This window comes from Paractinoplanes maris (assembly GCF_023544465.1).
In the GTDB taxonomy this organism is placed as follows: Bacteria; Actinomycetota; Actinomycetes; order Mycobacteriales; family Micromonosporaceae; genus Actinoplanes; species Actinoplanes maris.
Genome location: NZ_JALPVL010000006.1, coordinates 440,196 through 460,245 on the forward strand (window position 1 = coordinate 440,196; position 20,050 = coordinate 460,245).

The following is a 20,050-nucleotide window of genomic DNA, read 5'->3' on the forward strand; positions in this document are numbered from 1 at the left end:
CGCTGGCGGATTGTTGCGCTCGCAATAGCCGGCGCACGCCTGGCGAGTTGACGCGCGCCGGGTCGTTCCAGGTCTGGGCCGTCTAAGAACCCGGCTTTCTACGCGCCGCCGACCACCCGCCCGGCGAGAGTCACACGCACAGAAGCTGACGCCGACACCAGCCAGCATTTTCCGCAGGCGGACGCGGGCGCCAACAGCCGACCTGTACCAGCCGTCGGCGGCGTCCTCTCCACAAGCCGACGCGCACCCCACAGCCCGCACGGCCAGTCGGTGACCTTCCCCGGGCCGACGCGCGAGCCATAAGTCGGCACACTCCGGACGGCGGCGGCGCAAGAACAACGGCTGCACCATCGGCTCACCTGGCGGGAGACACCGGGCCATCACCAGGGTCAGCACCGGATCGCCGCCCCCAAGCTGGGTGCCATTCCACGGCGCGTAAGAGCCGAACACAGCCTGTGGACAACTTTGCACTGCACAGCGACAGTCGGCCGTCCACAGGCCGTTTGCGCAGGTAGCAGCGGTCACCCGGCCCGGGCCGACGAGTTGTCCACAGGCTGTGCGGTGTGTGGCTGACGGCCGCACTGGGCGCTGCGATCCCACAGACACGCCAAAGCGATGATCGGCACGACGCCGGCTGGCTCATTCCAGGGGGCGCCGGATTCCGCGCCGAGCGCTCGGGCCTCCCGGATGCCTCGTAACGGGGCACTGTCCACACGGCTGAGCGTCACTCTGATGGCGTAATTATTCCGGTTCTGCCGCATTTGTCCACAGCTTGTGCACAGTACTGAGCACTTAAGCCCACTAGTTATCCACAGGTCCGCGACTCGCATGACCCACAACACGACCCGATCGGGTTCGGGATGACGCTCATCCCCAGGCGGTGTTTGTCAACGCCGGGACGGAACGGTTTCGTGCCAACGTTTTCCACACTAATCCACAGGAGTTCACAGGCTTTGTCCCCAGCGGTGGACAACCGGCTCACGCTTCCTCCACAGATGTGGATGAAGCCTGGGGAAATCGATGTGGACAGACACGGAGAGTCACTCAGATTTCCACCGCCTGTGGAAGCGTGTGGATTTCCTGTTGAAGAAACTGGGGACGACGGGCCGGAAGCGTCCCGACGTTGTCCACATGCCGGGGGACAAACCCCGTGGATATCCGGTGGATAGCCGGTGGACAACGGTGGACAACCCTCGGCCGAGCCGGCGGCTGTGGACCCAGGAGGGGGTTTATACCCTGGTTACCCACATGTGAATCACCGGTGGATAACCCTCTGAGCTGCGGAAACACGAGTTCTCCACAGAGTGCACAGGACCGATGAAGACGACTAGTTATCTCTCTAATAGAAAACAAAAAGCAATCAACGGCGTTGTGGATGGTGTGGATCGGTCCTCTGACGGCTCGTCAGCGGTCCCGCTCCTCAAGAGCGCACCGAGAACCAGGGGCCCGGGATCCAGGACCTCCGGCACTTGGCCCAGATCGAGACCAGCGGAAGCGCGAGGGCCAGGAGCCTCCTCGAACGCCAGGACTCGAAGCACTGGACTCGAAGCACTGCAGGACGAGGGCACGGCACGGAGACGGCACGGCACGGAGACGGCACTGCACGGAGACGGCACTGCGGGACGACGGCACGGCATGGCACGGAGACGGCACCGCATGACGACGGCACGCCCCGCCGAGAGGACGACACGAGGCACGGGACGACGGCTGACGCGACGACGTCGAGATAGGCACCGGGTGGCACCCCGGGAGACGTACGGGAAGAGTCGGCACGCTCCGGGACAGCGAGGGCGCCTAGTCAGCGGTCACGATGGTGGACGACACTGATTAGGTCACGATCGGCCCGACGAATAAGGTTCGTGGGGGTCGACGACGCCCCGACGAAAGAAAGCGACGCGGAGGACAGCATGAAGTTCCGGGTGGAGCGAGACGCACTCGCCGACGCCGTGGCGTGGACGGCGAAGAGCCTGCCCAGCCGGCCCTCGGTGCCGGTTCTCGCCGGCGTCATGCTGCGCGTCACCGACGGCCGTCTCCAGGTCTCCGGCTTCGACTACGAGGTCTCCAGCCAGGTCACCGTCGAGGTGCAGGCCGACGCCGACGGCGCCGCGCTCGTCTCCGGCCGCCTGCTCGCCGAGATCACCAAGGCGCTGCCGGCCAAGCCGGTGGACATCGCCGCGGTCGGCTCCCACCTCGAGCTGGTCTGCGGCAGCGCCCGCTTCACGCTGCCGACCATGCCGGTCGAGGATTACCCGAGCCTGCCCGAGATGCCGTCCAGCGCCGGCACGGTCGACGCCGCCACCTTCGCCGCCGCGGTCGCCCAGGTGGCCATCGCCGCCGGCCGCGACGAGACGCTGCCGATGATGACCGGTGTGCGCATCGAGCTCAACGGGTCGAACATGGCGATGCTGGCCACCGACCGCTACCGGCTGGCCATGCGCGAGCTGGAGTGGAACCCGGACGACTCCGAGATCAGCCTCAACGCTCTGGTCCCGGCCAAGACGCTGAACGACACCGCCAAGACGCTCGGCCCGCTCGGCGGCTCGGTGGTGCTCGCGCTGGCTCAGGGCAACGCCGGTGAGGGCATGATCGGCTTCGCCGGTGGCACCCGTCGCACCACGAGCCGCCTGCTCGACGGCGCCAACTACCCGCCGGTCCGCTCGCTCTTCCCGGCCACCAGCAACGCGGAGGCCCGGGTCGGCGTGGCGGCGCTGGTCGAGGTTGTCCGACGGGTCGCGCTGGTCGCCGAGCGCACCACCCCGGTGCTGCTGAGCTTCAGCGAGGACGGTCTGGTCGTCGAGGCCGGTGGGACGGAGGAGGCGCGGGCCAGCGAGGCGATGGAGGCCACCTTCACGGGTGAGCCGCTGACGATCGGCTTCAACCCGCAGTACCTGATCGACGGCCTGCAGAACCTGGGCGCCCCGACCGCGGTGTTCGCCTTCGTCGACGCGTTCAAGCCTGCTGTGATCTCCCCCTCAGGCGAAAACGGCGAAATCGTGCCCGGTTACCGCTATCTGATCATGCCGATCCGGGTAACCCGCTGATACTGGGCTCGAGAGAATCGCTCATCTAGGGGGAACACCATGCAGCTCGGCCTTATCGGTCTCGGCCGAATGGGTGGCAACATGCGCGACCGTATCCGCGCAGCGGGGCACGAAGTGGTCGGATACGACCACCACCCGGAGAACAGCGACGTGGCCAACCTGGCCGAGCTGGTCTCGAAGCTTGCCGCCCCGCGAGTCGTCTGGACCATGGTCCCGGCGGGCAAGATCACCGAGGACGCCATCAACGAGCTCGCCGGCCTGCTCGAGCCGGGCGACATCATCGTCGACGGCGGCAACTCCAAGTTCACCGACGACGGCCCGCGGGCCGAGCGTCTCAAGCCCCAGGGCATCAAGTACCTCGACGTCGGCGTCTCCGGCGGCGTCTGGGGCAAGGACAACGGGTACGCCCTGATGGTCGGCGGTGACGCCGAGGACGTGGCCAAGGTCCAGCCGATCTTCGACGCGCTCAAGCCGGCCGGCGAGTTCGGCTTCGCGCACGCCGGCACGCACGGCGCCGGTCACTACGCCAAGATGATCCACAACGGCATCGAGTACGGGATGATGCAGGCGTACGGCGAGGGCTACGAGATCCTCATCGCCTCCGAGCTCGTCCACAACGTGCCCGCCGTCATCAAGAGCTGGCGCGAGGGCAGCGTCGTCAAGTCGTGGCTGCTCGACCTGCTCGACCGGGCGCTCGACGAGGACCCGACGCTCTCCGGCCTCAAGGGCTACGTCGACGACACCGGCGAGGGCCGCTGGACGGTCGACGAGGCCATCCGGCTCGCCGTGCCCGCCCACGTCCTGGCGGCGTCGATCTTCAACCGCTTCGAGTCGCGTCAGGACGACTCGCCCGCGATGAAGGCCGTCGCCGCGCTGCGCCAGCAGTTCGGCGGCCACGCCGTCAAGCGCTGAGGCCCACGTGTACGTACGCCGGGTCGAGCTGGCCGACTTCCGCTCCTACGAGCGGGTGGCGGTCGATCTCGATCCCGGCGTGTCCGTGCTGGTCGGGCAGAACGGCATGGGCAAGACCAACCTGATCGAAGCGCTGGGTTACGTGGCCACTCTGGACAGTCACCGGGTGGCCACCGACGCCCCGCTGGTGCGGGCCGGAGCCGCGTCGGCGGTGATCCGCTGCGCGATCGTCCATGAGGGACGGGAATTGCTGGTCGAGCTGGAGATCGTGCCCGGCAAGGCCAACCGGGCCCGGCTCAACCGGTCGCCGGTGCGTCGCCCGCGCGAAGTGCTGGGCGCGCTGCGGATGGTGTTGTTCGCGCCCGAGGATCTCGAGCTGGTGCGCGGTGACCCGTCCGAGCGCCGCCGCTATCTCGACGACCTGCTGGTGGCGCGCCAGCCCCGGTACGCCGGGGTGCGCTCCGACTACGACCGGGTCGTCAAGCAGCGCAACGCCCTGCTGCGCACGGCCTACCTGACCCGCAAGGTCGGCGGCAACCGCGGTCAGGATCTCTCGACGCTCGCCGTCTGGGATCAGCATCTGGCTCACCACGGCGCCGAGCTGCTCGCCGGCCGGCTCGAGCTCACCGCGGCCCTCGGGCCGCATCTGACCAAGGCCTACGACGCGGTGGCGGCCGGGCGGACGTCGGCGGCGATCGCGTACGCGGCCAAGCTCGGTGACGGCCTCACGCCGGACCGCCCGGCCCTGGAGCAGGCCCTGCTGGCCTCGCTGGAGGAGCGGCGCCCGGCCGAGATCGAGCGGGGCGTCACCCTGGTCGGCCCGCACCGCGACGACCTGACGTTGACGCTGGGCGACCTGCCGGCCAAGGGTTACGCGAGTCACGGCGAGTCCTGGTCGTTCGCGCTGGCGCTGCGGCTGGCCGCCTACGACCTGCTGCGCTCGGACGGGATCGAGCCGGTGCTGGTGCTCGACGACGTCTTCGCCGAGCTCGACGGCGGCCGCCGGGACCGGCTCGCCGCCCTGGTCTCCGACGCCGCCCAGCTGTTGGTCACCTGCGCCGTCCCCGAGGATGTGCCGGCCGCCCTGCGCGGCGCCCGCTTCGACGTCTCCACCGGATCGGTGACCCGTGCCGTCTGACGATCAGCCCCAGAGCCCCGACGCGGCCCGCGCCCGCCGCGAGCTGCACGACGAGCTCGTCCGGGAACGCCACGAGGGGCTCGCCCGCGAGCGCCGCGCCGACCTGTCCCGCGGGGAGCGCGACGACCTGGTCCGGGAGCACCGCCCACCGTCCACCGCCGAGCGGTTCTATCCACAGGCCGATCCACAGGGCGTGGCCCGCGAGGAGCTGGGCGACGTCGACGACGGCTGGTATTCCGCCGATTCGGCCGACGGCTCGTCCTGGCCGGCGGGCGCGGTGGCCCGTGATCGCTTCGAGAGCCGCTCTGCGGCCGCAACGAATGTCGACCATGGTCCAGACCAGCCCGGTGACGCCCCATGGCCGCAGAGAGCCGCTGAGGCCGCGCGGGGTGGGGCGAGGAGCGCCGCGGAAGGCCCGTCGGTCGGCGCACTGGGAGACACGCCGGGTAACGCCGGAGGCACGCCGGGTGGTGCCGCGGCAGGCGCCACAGGAGGAACCTCGGGCGGCCCCGCAGGAAGAACGTCAGGTGGCGCCGCGGGAAGAGCCTCAGGTGGCGCCGCGCGAAGAACCTCCGGTAGCGCCGCGGGAGGAACCTCCGGTAGCGCCGCGGGAGGAACCTCGGGTGGCGCCGCGGGAGGAACCTCGGGTGGCGCCGCGGGAGGAACCTCGGACGGTGGCGCAGGAGGAACCTCGGACGGTGGCGCAGGAGGAACCTCGGACGGTGCCTTGGGAGGAACCTCCAGCGGTGCCGTGGGAGGAACGTCGGATGGCGCCACGGGAGGCGCGGCGGGTGACGGTGGGGAGGGTGGTGAGGCCGCTGCCGGGCCGCAGCTCGCCCGGGCGGTGCTCGACGCCGCGCTCGCCCGTCGCCAGGCGGCCGCCCGCATGCCCCGGCGGCGTCCCGGCTCCGGTGAGGGCAGTGGCAAGCGCCTCCGGGGTTATTCGGGCCCCGGACCCGACCCGCGCGATCCTCAGCTGTTCGGTGACATGCTGCAGCGCCTGATGAAAGCCCGGGGCTGGGAGCGCCCGAAAGCCGAGGCCACCGTCTTCGGCGCCTGGGAGAAGGTCGTCGGCCCGGACATCGCCGAGCACTGCCGCCCGGTCAAGCTCGACGCCGGCGTGCTGACCGTCGAGGCCGAGTCCACCGCGTGGGCCACCCAGCTCCGCCTCCTGGCCGCCAAGCTGCTCCGCAACATCGCCGGCGAGGTCGGCCACAACGTCGTCACCAAGCTCAACATCCACGGCCCGGCCGCCCCGTCCTGGAACAAGGGTCCCCGCCGGGTGCAGGGCCGCGGCCCCCGCGACACCTACGGCTGAAAGATCCGCGCGATCGGCAGCGCCGGGTTGGCCGCGGCGTGTTCGGCCAGGTCGGGGTCGTCGAGCAGCGCGAGGATGCGCGCCTCGGGCAACCGAGGGCTAGAGGCCATGGCTTCCCGTACGACGCGGGACGGATCACCGAGGAGCCGCTCGACCACCTCGGGGCCGGCTTGTGGATCGTCCGCGACCAGCCGCCGCACCGCGGGATCCTCGTCGCCCGCGAACAGGGCGCGCCCCTCGGCCGGAAACCGTGGATGCGTCCCGAGCAACTCGCGTCCGCGGCCGGTGCGTTCACGGAAGCAGCGCAGCAGCAGCTCCGGCGGCGCCGCCGGGTGATGCAGGGCGGTGAGCAGCCGTACGCCGGGATCGGGGTCGTCGACGAGCGGAACCGGGAGGTCGCCGTTGCGGGCCGCCCGCCGCCGCAGCAGCGGGTTCACCGACTGCGACCAGCGCCGGGCGTCGTCCAGCGACGGCGGCGGGTCGTCGCCGTACCGGGTGGAACGCCGGCCCGTCGCGACGAGCTCCTGGTCGGGCGCCGGCACGTCGATGTCGATGGCCGCCCGGCGGTCCTCGGTCAGGCCGGGATGAACGGACACCGCCGTCCGCACTCCCGCATCGGCATCGGCGGCCAGCCGGAGCAGCAAGTCCTCGGTGAGGCCAGGATGATGGGACACCGCCCTGCGCACTCCCGCGTCGGCATCGGCGGCCAGCCGGAGCAGCTGGTCCCCGGTGAGATCGGCGCGCCCGGTCAGGCGCTGCCGCACCTCGGCCGACGGGTGCCGCAGCAGGGCCTCCACCACGTCCGGTGGGGTGGTCGGGTTGGGGCCGACGAAGAAGAGCGCCTGGTCGTCGGACAGCACCCGGTCGATCAGGGCGCGGGACAGTGGCCGCTGCAGCACCGACCAGTACGCGTGGCAGTGGTGTGGCGGCAGGTCGGCCGGTTCCATGATCCGTCTGTCCTCGGCGAGGGCGCGCTCGGCGGTCAGCCGGATCTCGGCCACGGGGTCGGTGAGCAACCGCGGCAGATGCTCGGTGACCCGCACGGCGAAGATCCGGATCCGGGGATCGGGGTGGATCGCGGCCAGGGCATAGAGCCGTGGGTCGTAGCGGGTCACCTCGTGCAGCTCGTCCAGGATCTCGCCCCGGGTCAGCAGGGAGCCGGGTCCGGCGCCGGCCGCGTCGGTCAGCAGGCCGGTGAGGTCCTCGTCGGTCAGTGGCAGGTGGGCGGCCAGGCGCAGCCGCATCCGCCAGTCCGGATCGGCCAGCAGGCGGTATCGCAGGTCGCGGTCGACGGCCCGGTGCTCGGCGAGCGCGAGGACCAGACGGCGGTACGGGCCCCCGTCCGAGGCGCCGGAGTTGTCCACCGGGCCGGCGGCGATGATCGCTTCCTGCACGGGCCGCGGCACGTGGGCGCGGTGCCGGAGAGCTCTGCGGAGCACATCCGGTGCGGTGGTCAGCAGCTCGAGCAGCAGCTCGACCGGCGCCGCGGGATTGCGGGCCAGTCCGCGCAGCACCGCCGGGGTGGGTCTGGGCGCGACCATTTACGCACGTCGCCCGGGTGGGCGGAGCGCTTTGGACGCGCCAGCGGCCAGCTCGGCCCGCCCGGGCCCTCGGCGTGAGCGACGGTCCGTATCACCCACCCCGCTACGACCTCCCGCCCTTGACCTTGATCAGTAGTCCGCGAATACCGCGAATCCGCGCTCGCCGCAGCGACGATAGAACCCGCCCAGGACCGCCAGCTCGGAGCGGGCGAAGGTCCAGTGCGGCGGGTTCCCGGCCTCGTCGCGCAGGGCGGCCAGGCGCTGATCGAGCCAGCGCAACTGCTGCTCGGCGAGTCGTCCGGCGGCGACCGCGTTCCGCATCACCGCGGCCACCGAGTCGAAGGTGACCAGGTCGCCGTAACTCTCGTGGCCCTCGACGAAGCGCTCCAGACCGCCGGCGATCCACGCGCAGCCGTCCGGATCGATCACCGGGTCCTCGTCCTCGGCCGCGGCGTCGGTGGCGTAGAGCACGCCACCGAGACCCAGCAGAAGATCGACGAGCTCGGTGTACGCCGTGGCGCGCACCGTGCCGGTCTTGGCGATGTGCAGCGCCAGAGCCCCGGTGGGCGCGGCGATGTCGGGCGCGTCGGCGATCGCCCCGAAGTCCACGAACTCGGCGGGAGCCACCGGGTCGTAGTACTGATTCGTCCGCGGCCAGTGCACCGCGACGTTGTCCAGCCCCTTGTCGTGCGCCATGTGGGGCCACCCCTCCTCGACCTGCGTCGCGGCCGTCCGGCCCTCACCGGCCCGCGCGGGGCAGAGGTTACGACACGAACCCCCACCGTCGGGAGGCAGTGTCGCAGTGCGTGGCGGCGACCGGTGGCAGGCGCGCCCCGGCGACGGGCCGCCGAATCACTTGCCGTTGCGCGGGGCCCCCGCTCCGTGTAGGGGGAGACGTGGGAGCGGCCCCCGATCCGGCTACGGCAATCTGAGGCACCCGGAAGGGGTGCCGGACCCTCGCCAACTGGCTTCGGCGGAGTAGAATCGATGAAGACCGGGAAAACCTCTGCGTAATGACCGCGGTTCCGCTCCGTCGAGGACGAAACGGACTGCTCCCGTCACGCTACGCGGTTTTTCCAGCCGATCACGATCCGCGGGCCTGCCGCGGCGACCGGCGAGCACGGTTCCACCGGTGGTCCGCTCCTGCCTGCGGGTTGTCATCTGTGGCTCACCCTGCCCGCCGTACGCCGGCACGCCCGCCCTCCCCGTGCGGGGCCCCACCAGGGCCCGGTGCGAGAAAGTGGCCGAGGGTGGCAGAGAACAAGCAGGAGTACGGCGCCGAGTCGATTACCGTTCTGGAGGGGCTCGAGGCTGTCCGTAAGCGCCCGGGCATGTACATCGGCTCCACCGGCGAGCGGGGTCTGCACCACCTGGTCTGGGAGGTTGTCGACAACGCGGTCGACGAGGCCCTGGCCGGCTACTGCGACACGATCGACGTGGTGCTGATGGCCGACGGCGGCGTCTCGGTCACCGACAACGGCCGTGGGTTCCCGGTCGACCTGCACCCCAAGCTCAAGAAGCCCGGCGTCGAGGTGGCACTGACCGTGCTGCACGCGGGCGGCAAGTTCGACAACAAGGCCTACGCGGTCTCCGGCGGCCTGCACGGCGTCGGCGTGTCCGTCGTGAACGCGCTCTCCCGCAAGATGTTCGTCGAGATCAACAAGTCCGGCAACGTCTGGCGGCAGCACTACACCGCCTCCAAGCCGGGTCCGCTGGAAAAGGGCGAGATCACCGACAAGACCGGTTCGATGGTGCAGTTCTGGCCCGATCCGACGATCTTCGAGACGGTCGAGTTCGACTGGCAGACGATCTATCGCCGCCTGCAGGAGATGGCCTTCCTCAACCGGGGCCTGACCATCAAGCTCACCGACCGGCGGGCCGACTTCGCCGACGAGAACGGCGAGCCCCGCGCGGTCACCTTCATGTACGAGAACGGCATCGCCGACTTCGTGCGTCACCTCAACGCCACCAAGAGCCCGATCCACAAGACCGTGGTCGAGTTCCAGGCCGAGGACAACGAGGCCCGCATGGCGGTCGAGGTCGCCATGCAGTGGAACGAGTCCTACGGCGAGTCGGTCTACACCTTCGCCAACCGCATCAACACCCACGAGGGTGGCACCCACGAGGAGGGCTTCCGCGCCGCGCTGACCGGCATCGTCAACCGGTACGGCAAGGAGAAGAAGCTGCTCAAGGGCGACCAGAACCTCTCCGGTGAGGACATCCGCGAGGGTCTCGCCGCGATCATCTCGGTGACCCTGGCCAACCCGCAGTTCGAGGGTCAGACCAAGACGAAGCTCGGCAACACCGACATGAAGAGCTTCGTCCAGCGGGTGGCCAACGAGCAGCTCGCCGACTGGTTCGACCGCAACCCGGCCGAGGCCAAGTCGATCATCACCAAGGCCGACCAGGCGGCCCGGGCCCGCATCGCCGCGCAGCAGGCGCGCAAGCTGGCCCGGCGCAAGTCGCTGCTCGAGTCGGGCTCGATGCCGGGCAAGCTGGCCGACTGCCAGTCCACCGACCCGCGCGAGTCCGAGCTGTTCATCGTCGAGGGTGACTCGGCCGGCGGCTCGGCCAAGCAGGGGCGCAACAGCCGCATCCAGGCCATCCTGCCGATCCGCGGCAAGATCCTGAACGTGGAGAAGGCCCGCATCGACCGGGTGCTGAAGAACAACGAGGTCCAGGCGCTGATCACCGCGCTCGGCACCGGCATCCACGAGGACTTCGACGTCGCCAAGCTGCGCTATCACAAGATCGTGCTGATGGCCGACGCCGACGTGGACGGCCAGCACATCCAGACGCTGCTGCTGACCCTGCTGTTCCGCTTCATGCGGCCGCTGGTCGAGATGGGCCACGTCTACCTGGCCGCCCCGCCGCTCTACAAGATCAAGTGGAACAAGCGAGGCGACGACGCGCAATACGCCTACTCCGACCGCGAGCGTGACGGGCTGATCGCCCTGCGTCAGCAGAAGAAGGCGAACGCGAAGCCGGACGACATCCAGCGGTTCAAGGGTCTGGGCGAGATGAACTTCCAGGAGCTGTGGGACACGACGATGGACCCGGCCACCCGGACGCTACGCCAGGTGACGCTCGACGACGCCGCGGTGGCCGACGAGCTCTTCAGCGTGCTGATGGGTGAGGACGTGGAGGCGCGGCGCTCGTTCATCCAGCGCAACGCCAAGGACGTGCGGTTCCTCGATATTTAGTGACGTCGTGGGGTCACGGTATCCACAGCGTGACCCCACTTTCCACAGTGTTATCCACAGCAGAATGCGGCCTTTCGCCGTACTTGTCTGTTTTTACCTTGAGTAAGGGTTAACAGTGACTGACACTCCCGAAGCGCCCACCGGCGACGAGGTTCCCGACACCGGCGGCGTGGCCCAGCGGGTCGAGCCCGTCGGCCTCGAGGTCGAGATGCAGCGGTCATACCTCGACTACGCGATGAGCGTGATCGTGGGCCGCGCGCTGCCCGACGTCCGTGACGGCCTCAAGCCCGTCCACCGCAAGATCCTCTATGCGATGTACGACTCGGGCTTCCGGCCGGACCGCGGCTACGTCAAGTGCGCCCGTGTCGTCGGCGACGTGATGGGCAACTACCACCCGCACGGTGACTCGTCGATCTACGACGCCCTGGTGCGCATGGGCCAGCCCTGGTCGCTGCGCTACCGGCTGATCGACGGCAACGGCAACTTCGGCTCGCCGGGCAACGACCCGCCGGCGGCCATGCGGTACACCGAGTCGAAGCTCTCGCCGCTCGCCATGGAGATGCTGCGGGACATCGACGAGGACACCGTCGACATGCAGGACAACTACGACGGGCGTACGCAGGAGCCGACGATCCTGCCCGCTCGGTTCCCCAACCTGCTGGTCAACGGGTCCGAGGGCATCGCCGTCGGCATGGCCACCAAGATCCCGCCGCACAACCTGCGCGAGATCGCCGCCGCCGTGCAGTGGGTGCTCGACAACCCGGAGGCCGACGAGCCCACCGTCCTCGAGGCGCTGCTCGGGATCGTCAAGGGGCCGGACTTCCCGACCTACGGGCTGATCGTCGGTCAGCAGGCGATCCAGGACGCGTACCGGACGGGCCGCGGCTCGATCCGGATGCGGGCCGTGGTCGAGGTCGAGGAGGACGCCCGGGGGCGCCCCTGCCTCGTGGTCACCGAGCTGCCCTACCAGGTCAACCCGGACAACCTCGCCGAACGTGTGGCCGAGCTGGTCAAGGAGGGCAAGCTCACCGGGATCGCCGACATCCGCGACGAGTCCTCCGGTCGTACCGGAATGCGGTTGATCCTCGTCCTCAAGCGGGACGCGGTCGCCAAGGTCGTGCTGAACAACCTCTACAAGCACACCCAGCTGCAGGAGACCTTCGGCGCCAACATGCTGGCGCTGGTCGACGGCGTGCCCCGCACGCTCAACCTGGCCCAGTTCATCCTCTACTACGTCGAGCACCAGATCGAGGTCATCCGCCGGCGCACCGCCTACCGCCTGCGCAAGGCCGAGGAGCGCGCGCACATCCTGCGCGGTCTGGTCAAGGCGCTCGACGCGCTCGACGAGGTGATCGCCCTGATCCGGCGCTCGCCGACGGTCGAGGACGCCCGGTCCGGCTTGATCCAGCTGCTCGACATCGACGAGATCCAGGCCGGCGCGATCCTCGACATGCAGCTCCGCCGTCTGGCCGCCCTCGAGCGGCAGCGGATCGTCGACGAGCTGGCCAAGATCGAGATCGAGATCGCCGACCTCAAGGACATCCTGGCCAAGCCGGAGCGGCAGCGGGCGATCGTCTCCGAGGAACTGGCCGAGATCGTGCAGAAGTTCGGCGACGACCGGCGCACCCAGATCATCCCGTTCGATGGTGAAGTCTCCATGGAGGACCTCATCACGCGCGAGGACGTTGTGGTGACGATCACACGGACCGGTTACGCCAAGCGGACGAAGGTCGACCTCTACCGCTCGCAGCGGCGCGGTGGCAAGGGTGTCAGCGGCGCCACGCTGCGGCAGGACGACATCGTGTCGCACTTCTTCGTGATCTCGACCCACGACTGGATGCTGTTCTTCACCAACAAGGGGCGGGTCTATCGGGCCAAGGCGTACGAGCTGCCCGAGGCGGCCCGGGTGGCCAAGGGTCAGCACGTCGCGAACCTGCTGGCGTTCCAGCCCGACGAGCACATCGCCCAGGTCATCCAGATCCCGAATTACCAGGTGGAGCCCTACCTTGTGCTCGCCACCAAGAATGGGCTCGTGAAGAAGACCCGGCTCGAGGAATTTGACTCCAACCGCAGCGGTGGCATCATCGCCATCAACCTGCGGGAGGACGACGAGTTGGTGGGCGCGGCCCTGGTGTCTTCGGAGAACGACCTCCTCATGGTCTCCAAGCACGCCCAGGCGATCCGATTCAACGCAACCGACGAGGCGCTGCGTCCTATGGGCAGGGCCACCTCGGGTGTCATCGGCATGCGCTTCACCGGCGAGGACGAGCTCCTGGCCATGGAGGTGGTGCGCGATGGGATGGATGTGTTGGTCGCCACCAACGGTGGGTATGCGAAACGCACGCCGATCGAGGAGTATCCCGTGCAGGGCAGGGGCGGCAAGGGCGTGCTCACCGCGAAGATCACGGAGCGTCGTGGTGGTCTCGTGGGGGCCCTCGTGATCAGTCCCGAGGATGAACTATTTGCCATCACCAGCAATGGTGGTGTCATCCGGACTCCCGTGAAGCCTGTACGGCGCACACGGGATCGGAACACAATGGGGGTCAAGCTGATGGACCTCCCAGAAGGTGTAACCATCGTGGCGCTTGCTCGCAATGCCGACGAGCCTGACGAACAGGACTAGTTGATGCCGGAGACACAGGCGAAGTCGGGGGCCACGGGGAGCTCAGCGACTCCGAACGAGGCGGGCAAGGACAAAGCCGCCCCGAACGGACGCGACGCCGCGGCTCGTTCCGCCGCCCCCGCCGAAGCCCCGTCCCCGCCGAAGTTCACCCGGGCGCCGGGCATGGCCCCGCCGCCCGGTGAGCCCGCCGACAGTGACGGCTCCGACTCCAAGCGGCCGGGAGCGGCCGTGAAGGGTTCGGCCAGCGTGCCGACCGTCACCAAAGGCAAGGGTGCGGCTCCCGGCAGCAGCTCGGGCCGGGTCAGCGTGCCGCCGGCTGGGAAGCCCGGCACCGGCCCGCAGCAGCGCCCCGGTGGCGCCCCCGGCGGCACCACGGGCAACGTCAAGGCAGCGCGCCCAGCCGGCGGCCCCGGTGCCCCCGGGGCCCCCGGTGGCCAGGCCGCGGCCAGCGGTTCGGCCGCGGTCGGCGCGGCGCGGGTGACCGAGGTGGTCCGCTCGGCGCGGTCCGGCGTCTCGTCGGCCGCCACGCGCGGACCCCGGCGGGCCCGGCTCAACCTCAAGCGGATCGACCCCTGGTCCGTGATGAAGTTCTCGTTCGCCGTGTCGGTCGTGCTCTTCATCGTCGTGGTCGTGGCGACGTCGGTGCTCTACCTCGCGCTGGACGCCATGGGCGTGTGGGGCGAGGTCAACACCAGCCTCAAGGAACTCGTCAGCGCCAGCGGTGGCGACGACGCGTCGGCCAGCGGTGGTTTCCAGATCACTGCCTGGGGCGTGATCGGCACGTCGATGCTGATCGGAGCGGTCAACGTGGTGCTGTTCACCGCGCTGGCGACGCTCGGAGCATTCATCTACAACGTGTGCGCCGACCTGGTCGGTGGGGTCGAACTGACCCTCGCCGAGCGCGACTGAGAAACGTCGGGGATGGGGGCCACCCCCGTTTTGGTGGCTCCCGACCCGGTGCGGTAACCTTCGGTGTCGCACTTGAGGGGCTATAGCTCAGTCGGTTAGAGCGCAGAGCTGATAACTCTGAGGTCGCTGGTTCGATTCCAGCTAGCCCCACGGGAAACGGTGTTCCCTGTCCGCAAGACGCGCGGACCTGGGTTTCCCGTCATTCCTGCTCCGGGGGCCGAGCCCCGGAAACCCCACGGTGCGGTGGTGCGCCTGGCTTGACGGTCACGGTCGCGGGGTGGGGTTCGTGGCCTTCGGCCACATCGGAACGGTGGGGTTCGTGGCCTTCGGCCACATCGGAACGGCTGAAGCAGCGTCTGATTCGCCTTTGCTGGTGGCTTGATGGGAGAGCTGGGATGGTTAAGAAGCTCCTGATTGTTGCCGGGGTTGTCGGGGCGGCGGCGCTTGTTTTCAAGAGGGTCAAGGCTTCCAGCGATGAGCGGGCGCTTTGGCACGAGGCGACTACGGCGCCTGATCTCCGGTAGGTTTCGGGGAATCGGGGGGCCCTAGCTCAACTGGCAGAGCACCGCCTTTGCAAGGCGGGGGTTAGGGGTTCAAGTCCCCTGGGCTCCACAGAAAAATGATCCCTCCGGACTGGGTCCGGGGGGATTTTGCGTTTCCGGGGGGCGGCTGCGTGTGTGGTGGCCGGAGACTGGGTTCAGCCTTCTTCGCCGGCTCCGGGTCGAACAGGCCCGGGCGCTTCTCTACGACGCCGAACCCCATCACGCGGTGATGCTGGCCTGCGACCTACTGGTGGCCGGCGTCAACGGCGACGCCGTGGTGGCGCTGGCGGCGGAGTCGGTTCGGACGCTGCCGGTGCAGGACGCGAACCGGTGCCTGGCGGCGGTCACCGCCGAACTCAGCCTCGCTGAACCAAGCCTGGCGACTGCGGTGGAGCTGATCACGGCCGACACCTGCGAGCGGATCCTCGACCGGAGCATCCCGGCCGAGGTGGGAACCCACCGTCTGTATGTGGTGGGACATGAGGGCAGCCCGCTGGACGACCTGCTCCCGGCGGTCGCCGCACTGGCCGGACGTCTCGAAGACGACCTCGGTGGACGCGCCGACGACGACCTGCGATCCCGGCTCGACGCGCTGGCCCGGACCATCCTGAGCCGCTTGGCGCGCCAGTGAGCATCCCCCTGGAGCCGTAGCCCTGGCCGACCGGCAAGCTGACCGCCCTGCGTCTCGGACGACGGTTGGGGGTGCGGGGAGGGGGCGGCATTTGATCTACTGGGCGCCGTGCGGCGGCGGATGGTGTTTGGGCTGGTAGTGGGCGGGCTTCTGGGCGGGTGTGGGTCGGGGGGCGAGAAAGCGGGGACCGCGTCGTCCGGCGTAGCCGTGGGAACGTCTTCGTCCCCGTCGGCGTCTGCTTCTCCGGTGAGCTCGTCGTCCGCGGTCGCGGGGGACTACGGGTGGTTTCGTGAAGTGGGGGACCTGAGTAAGGGGTTCTGTTTCGTCTGGGTTCGCCGGGTGCGGGCGTCGGCGGTGGTCCGGCGGATGGGAGCCAAGGAGCTCGAGCGCATCGGGTGGCAGCAGATGGTCGGAGCGGGGGACGGGCAGAGCGGGGGCACCAGCAGCAGCGGGAAGCTGTACTTCGGGGTGGCTCGGCTGGACGACGACTGGTCGCTTGTAGTCGAGGACAACGGCGGGCTCGGGGTCGAGGACGGGCTGCTGCGGCCGCTGTCCGACGGGACTGTCGTCGTCTGCCTGTATCGGGCGGCGGACGGCAGCGGGCGGTTCGCCGTAATGGAGGACGGCCGGGTCTCTTTGGAGTTCGACCCGACGGTGGATTCGCCGGCCGTGGGCACCCGGGTCGGGGAGTTCGCCGGGGCGATGAAAGCGGCGGGCGTGGGCGTGGTGCGGGCGCCCCAGGAGCGCATCGCGGCGGGGTTTGCGCTGGCCGAGCGCGTTACCGGGGTGCCGTTGAGCCTTTCCGGGTTGCAGGAGCGGACCTATCTGTTCAGTGTGGTGCCAACCGGTCAGTGAAAGAGTCAATGGCCGTTCGGTTGTTGCCTGAGGCGTGCGGCCAGGCCAACATCCACGTGTGACGATGCGCACCACCGAACTGCTCACCATTGGTGAGGCCGCGATCCTTCTCCGGTTCTCGCGGCGCCGCGTGCTCGACCTCTGTGCGCGCGGGCTTCTGCCGTACGTCAGCCTCGGACCGCAGAGACGGGTGCGCCGAGCCGATGTGGAGGCGCTGATCCACCCCGTGCTGACGCGCACCGAGCTGGAGCAGTTGTGGCTGCACCAGGCGATCGCGGCGCGATTCATGGCTCGGCCGGCGGCTGTGCTGGCCCTCACCGAGATCAACCTGCGCCGGCTGCGACGCCTGCACGCGGGCGGCCCCGAATGGGAGTCGCTGGAGCGGTGGGACGCGCTGCTCGGTGGTGAGCCCGAGGCCGTGATCGAGGCGCTCACCTCGCCCGCGCAGTACGCGGTGCGACTGCGTTCCACGTCACCCTTCGCCGGAGTACTGTCCGAAAGGGAGCGTCGGTCGGTGCTCGACGCACTGACCGAAAGTCGTTGTGACCAGGCACGACCTTTGCGACCGGCCAGCCTCGAGCGGGTCATGCGCGCTGTGTGAGTCCTCGATCACAAAACTAGAAAAGAGCCTTATGTAACTTGCCGCGTCGGGCGGATAGTGAATCGGTTCCATGATTCGGTCGCGCGATGCTGCGCCCGGGAGGTTCCGATGCCGACCACCATCCCCCACACCACTACCGCTGCGAAGCTCCAAGGCGTCCTGGAAGCGATGCTCCAGATGCCCCTGCCCATCCGCATCCGAGCCTGGGACGGCTCGACGGCCGGCCCGGCTGACGCCCCGACGCTGGTCATCCGGCATCGCCGCGCGTTGCGCAGGCTGATGTGGCAGCCCAACGACGTCGGCCTCGCTCGCGCCTACGTCGCCGGCGAGATCGAGCTCGAAGGCGATCTCTACGACGCCCTCAACCGCCTGGCCGCCCTGCTCTGGCGCGCGCCCGATCTCCGGGACGTGCCGCTGCGACATGTCGCCGGCGATCTCGTACGCCTCGGCGTGCTCGGCACCCAGCCCAAGCCCCCGCCGGAGGAAATGGTCGTCACCGGCACCCGGCACAGCAAGCGCCGGGACCGGCAGGCGATCAGCCACCACTACGACGTCGGCAACGACTTCTACCGCCTCGTGCTCGGGCCGAGCATGGTCTATTCGTGCGCCTACTGGATGTCGGACGCGCCCGGATACGGCCTGGCCGACGCGCAGCGCGACAAGCTCGACCTGATCTGCCGCAAGCTCGGGCTGCGACCCGGTCAGCGGCTGCTCGACGTGGGCTGCGGCTGGGGCAGCCTGGCCATCCACGCCGCCCGCGAATACGGCGTCCAGGTCGTCGGCATCACCCTGTCGACCGAGCAGGCCGAGTATGCCCGCAAGCAGGTCGCCGAGGCCGGGCTCACCGGCCAGGTCGAGATCCGCGTCGAGGACTACCGCGATCTCGAGGACGGACCGTACGACGCGATCTCCAGCGTGGGCATGGCCGAGCACGTCGGCACCGAGCCCTACGCGGAGTACGCGGCCATCCTCTACAACAACCTCAAGCCCGGCGGCCGGCTGCTCAACCACCAGATCTCCCGTCTGCACCTGCCGCCGAAGCAGCCGCACCAGGCGCGCACCTTCATCGACGCCTACGTCTTCCCGGACGGCGAGCTGGTTCCGGTGGGCACCACTGTCACGTTGCTCGAGCAGGCCGGCTTCGAGGTTCGCGACGTGCACGCGCTGCGCGAGCACTACGGGCGCACCCTGCGGGCCTGGGTCGCCAACCTCGAGTCGGAGTGGTCGAGCGCGGTGAGCCTGACCAGCCCGGGACGGGCACGGGTGTGGCGGCTCTACATGGCGGCATCGGCGCTCGCCTTCGAGCAGTCGCGTATCGGGGTCAATCAGGTGCTCGCGGTGAAGGATCACCGGGGGGGAGCGGCGGACATGCCACCCACTCGAAAGGCTTACGCGGCCTGATCGGTTTCGGTCAGCATTTTGTCCTATTTGGTGGGTGCCGAAACCCTTGCGGGCAAACGCATGGCGAGGTTGTCCACAGGCGTCGAGGTTGTCATGCGGAACGGGTACGGGGCCGGTTAGCCTGCGTCACGTGGACAAACGAAAACGGGCCGCCGCCGTGATCGTGCGGGACGGACGTGTATTGATGGTGCACGAACGCAGCCGACGATCCGGTGGCGGTGAGTGGTGGACCTTGCCGGGCGGCGGCCTGGAGCCCGGCGAGACCGCCGAGGAGGCCGTGCGGCGCGAGGTGTTCGAGGAGACCGGGCTGGTGGTGAGCGACGCCCGATACGTCCTCGAGATGCCGTATCCGTCGGGCATGACGTCGGTGTTCTCGGTGACCGTGGCCGATGGTGAGCCGCGCATCGGGCTCGACGACGGCATCGGACCCGAGATGCTCGGGCTCGACTGGCTGCCCGCCCCGGAGCTTCCGACCGAGACGAACGGCGGCGTCCCCGTGCCACCGATCATCGTGGTGCTGCCGGCGTAGACAGCGGTCGGAGCAGCCCAGCCCGCGTCGAAAGCGGTCGGAGTTCCTCGGCCGGCAGAGCGGTCGGAGTAGTTCAGCCGGCGTCGAAAGCGGTCGGAGTTCCTCGGCCCGTAGAGCGGCGGAGCGGCCTCAGCCGGCGTGGTCGGCGAAGCTGCCGGCTGTCGGGGCGTGACCGGAGTGGCCCGGGTGGCGGCGCTGGGGAAAGCCGGCGTCGATGACGTCCATCTCCACCGTCGTCGGAGCGCGCTCGGTGACAGCGACAGCGACCACCTCGTCCTGGACGGGAGTGGCGGCGGCGATCGTGCGGCGGCGCTCAGTCACGAAATATCCGCAGGCCGCGCCGTAGGCCACCGCGAGGGCCAGCCCGACGGCCCGCGTCGGCGTCGTGCCGACTACCAGGATGGTCATCAGCAACGCGAGTTCGGCCCAGACGCCGAGGAGCACCGCATTGGTGGTGTCCTCCCGGGTCCAGCCGTTCGAGGTGCGCCGCGCCTGACGCTTGATCTCCTCGATGAGTGAGTGCCCGAGGCCGATGGTCAGTGTGCCGAGCAGCAGCGTCGCCGACAGCGACTGGTGGTCTCCGCCGACGCACGCGGCCAGGGCGGTTCCGCCGGCCAGCAAGGCCAGCCCACTGACGGTTCCAACCCGTCCTTCGCGTCTCTCCCTCACACCCTCTGACGGTCGGCAGCCGCGGTCGCATTCTGAGGAAGACGCCATGACTGCGTCGGCCCAGTCGGCCCAATGGCGGCGCGAGGGGAAGGCGGCGGATGGTTCAGGCCACGGCCACGGCCACGGCTACGGCTACG

Annotated in this window: 15 protein-coding genes, 2 tRNA genes and 1 pseudogene; 15 read left to right on the forward strand and 3 right to left on the reverse strand. The window is 69.4% G+C overall.

Annotated elements, in window-relative coordinates:
• The first annotated feature begins 1,907 nt into the window (after positions 1-1,907).
• The 4 genes and pseudogenes from dnaN (at position 1,908) to NAG42_RS19940 (ending at position 6,409) form a co-directional block, all read left to right on the forward strand.
• Complete coding sequence (gene dnaN / locus NAG42_RS19925) at positions 1,908-3,041, forward strand: DNA polymerase III subunit beta (RefSeq protein WP_250031887.1); 1,134 nt, start codon at positions 1,908-1,910, stop codon at positions 3,039-3,041.
• Between the two features lie 27 nt (positions 3,042-3,068).
• Positions 3,069-3,953, forward strand: a pseudogene (gnd, locus tag NAG42_RS19930) (phosphogluconate dehydrogenase (NAD(+)-dependent, decarboxylating)); the annotation flags it as partial.
• Between the two features lie 7 nt (positions 3,954-3,960).
• Complete coding sequence (gene recF / locus NAG42_RS19935) at positions 3,961-5,091, forward strand: DNA replication/repair protein RecF (protein ID WP_250031891.1); 1,131 nt, start codon at positions 3,961-3,963, stop codon at positions 5,089-5,091.
• Positions 5,092-5,842: 751 nt separating this feature from the next.
• Positions 5,843-6,409: a DciA family protein gene (locus NAG42_RS19940; RefSeq protein WP_250031893.1), complete on the forward strand. Its 567-nt coding sequence runs from the start codon at positions 5,843-5,845 to the stop codon at positions 6,407-6,409.
• Here NAG42_RS19940 and NAG42_RS19945 read toward each other — a convergent pair.
• Entirely contained in the window at positions 6,400-7,950 is a 1,551-nt protein-coding gene (locus tag NAG42_RS19945; RefSeq protein WP_250031895.1) for a hypothetical protein, read from the reverse strand. The two genes, NAG42_RS19940 and NAG42_RS19945, sit on opposite strands and share 10 nt — an antisense overlap.
• A 129-nt stretch (positions 7,951-8,079) precedes the next feature.
• Positions 8,080-8,646, reverse strand: a complete 567-nt coding sequence (locus tag NAG42_RS19950) for a hypothetical protein (protein WP_250031897.1) — start codon at positions 8,644-8,646, stop codon at positions 8,080-8,082.
• 554 nt (positions 8,647-9,200) lie between these two features.
• Here NAG42_RS19950 and gyrB point away from each other — a divergent pair.
• The 11 genes from gyrB (at position 9,201) to NAG42_RS20005 (ending at position 19,244) form a co-directional block, all read left to right on the forward strand.
• Positions 9,201-11,153: a DNA topoisomerase (ATP-hydrolyzing) subunit B gene (gene gyrB / locus NAG42_RS19955; RefSeq protein ID WP_250031899.1), complete on the forward strand. Its 1,953-nt coding sequence runs from the start codon at positions 9,201-9,203 to the stop codon at positions 11,151-11,153.
• Between the two features lie 115 nt (positions 11,154-11,268).
• Positions 11,269-13,776: a DNA gyrase subunit A gene (gene gyrA, locus NAG42_RS19960; protein ID WP_250031901.1), complete on the forward strand. Its 2,508-nt coding sequence runs from the start codon at positions 11,269-11,271 to the stop codon at positions 13,774-13,776.
• Between the two features lie 3 nt (positions 13,777-13,779).
• The gene (locus NAG42_RS19965) at positions 13,780-14,685 is read left to right on the forward strand and encodes a DUF3566 domain-containing protein (protein ID WP_250031903.1); all 906 of its coding nucleotides are present in this window, start codon (positions 13,780-13,782) and stop codon (positions 14,683-14,685) included.
• Positions 14,686-14,761: 76 nt separating this feature from the next.
• Positions 14,762-14,835, forward strand: a tRNA-Ile gene (locus NAG42_RS19970).
• A gap of 245 nt (positions 14,836-15,080) precedes the next feature.
• Positions 15,081-15,209, forward strand: a complete 129-nt coding sequence (locus tag NAG42_RS19975; RefSeq protein WP_250031905.1) for a DLW-39 family protein — start codon at positions 15,081-15,083, stop codon at positions 15,207-15,209.
• 15 nt (positions 15,210-15,224) lie between these two features.
• Positions 15,225-15,297: transfer RNA gene (locus tag NAG42_RS19980), tRNA-Ala, on the forward strand.
• Between the two features lie 63 nt (positions 15,298-15,360).
• The gene (locus NAG42_RS19985; protein WP_250031907.1) at positions 15,361-15,858 is read left to right on the forward strand and encodes a hypothetical protein; all 498 of its coding nucleotides are present in this window, start codon (positions 15,361-15,363) and stop codon (positions 15,856-15,858) included.
• Between the two features lie 120 nt (positions 15,859-15,978).
• Positions 15,979-16,713 (forward strand): DUF6461 domain-containing protein, encoded by a 735-nt coding sequence (locus NAG42_RS19990; RefSeq protein WP_250032144.1) that lies wholly within the window; start codon positions 15,979-15,981, stop codon positions 16,711-16,713.
• A gap of 64 nt (positions 16,714-16,777) precedes the next feature.
• Positions 16,778-17,314 carry a helix-turn-helix domain-containing protein gene (locus NAG42_RS19995; protein ID WP_250032146.1) on the forward strand — a complete coding sequence of 179 codons (537 nt, stop codon included), beginning with the start codon at positions 16,778-16,780 and terminating at the stop codon, positions 17,312-17,314.
• A 108-nt stretch (positions 17,315-17,422) separates the two neighbouring features.
• Positions 17,423-18,715, forward strand: a complete 1,293-nt coding sequence (locus tag NAG42_RS20000) for a class I SAM-dependent methyltransferase (protein WP_250031909.1) — start codon at positions 17,423-17,425, stop codon at positions 18,713-18,715.
• A 130-nt stretch (positions 18,716-18,845) separates the two neighbouring features.
• Positions 18,846-19,244, forward strand: coding sequence for an NUDIX domain-containing protein (locus NAG42_RS20005; protein WP_308201163.1), 399 nt, complete (start codon positions 18,846-18,848; stop codon positions 19,242-19,244).
• A 129-nt stretch (positions 19,245-19,373) separates the two neighbouring features.
• Here the strand turns inward: NAG42_RS20005 and NAG42_RS20010 are convergent, their stop codons facing one another.
• Positions 19,374-19,913: a hypothetical protein gene (locus tag NAG42_RS20010; protein WP_250031911.1), complete on the reverse strand. Its 540-nt coding sequence runs from the start codon at positions 19,911-19,913 to the stop codon at positions 19,374-19,376.
• Positions 19,914-20,050: the final 137 nt, after the last annotated feature.

Excerpts from the sequence above, each read along its gene's own strand:
- dnaN (WP_250031887.1), top strand. The coding sequence starts at position 1,908 with ATGAAGTTCCGGGTGGAGCGAGACGCACTCGCCGACGCCGTGGCGTGG.
- NAG42_RS19945 (WP_250031895.1), bottom strand. The coding sequence starts at position 7,950 with ATGGTCGCGCCCAGACCCACCCCGGCGGTGCTGCGCGGACTGGCCCGC.
- NAG42_RS19950 (WP_250031897.1), bottom strand. The coding sequence starts at position 8,646 with ATGGCGCACGACAAGGGGCTGGACAACGTCGCGGTGCACTGGCCGCGG.
- NAG42_RS19965 (WP_250031903.1), top strand. The coding sequence starts at position 13,780 with ATGCCGGAGACACAGGCGAAGTCGGGGGCCACGGGGAGCTCAGCGACT.
- NAG42_RS19975 (WP_250031905.1), top strand. The coding sequence starts at position 15,081 with ATGGTTAAGAAGCTCCTGATTGTTGCCGGGGTTGTCGGGGCGGCGGCG.
- NAG42_RS19990 (WP_250032144.1), top strand. The coding sequence starts at position 15,979 with ATGGTGTTTGGGCTGGTAGTGGGCGGGCTTCTGGGCGGGTGTGGGTCG.
- NAG42_RS19995 (WP_250032146.1), top strand. The coding sequence starts at position 16,778 with ATGCGCACCACCGAACTGCTCACCATTGGTGAGGCCGCGATCCTTCTC.
- NAG42_RS20000 (WP_250031909.1), top strand. The coding sequence starts at position 17,423 with ATGCCGACCACCATCCCCCACACCACTACCGCTGCGAAGCTCCAAGGC.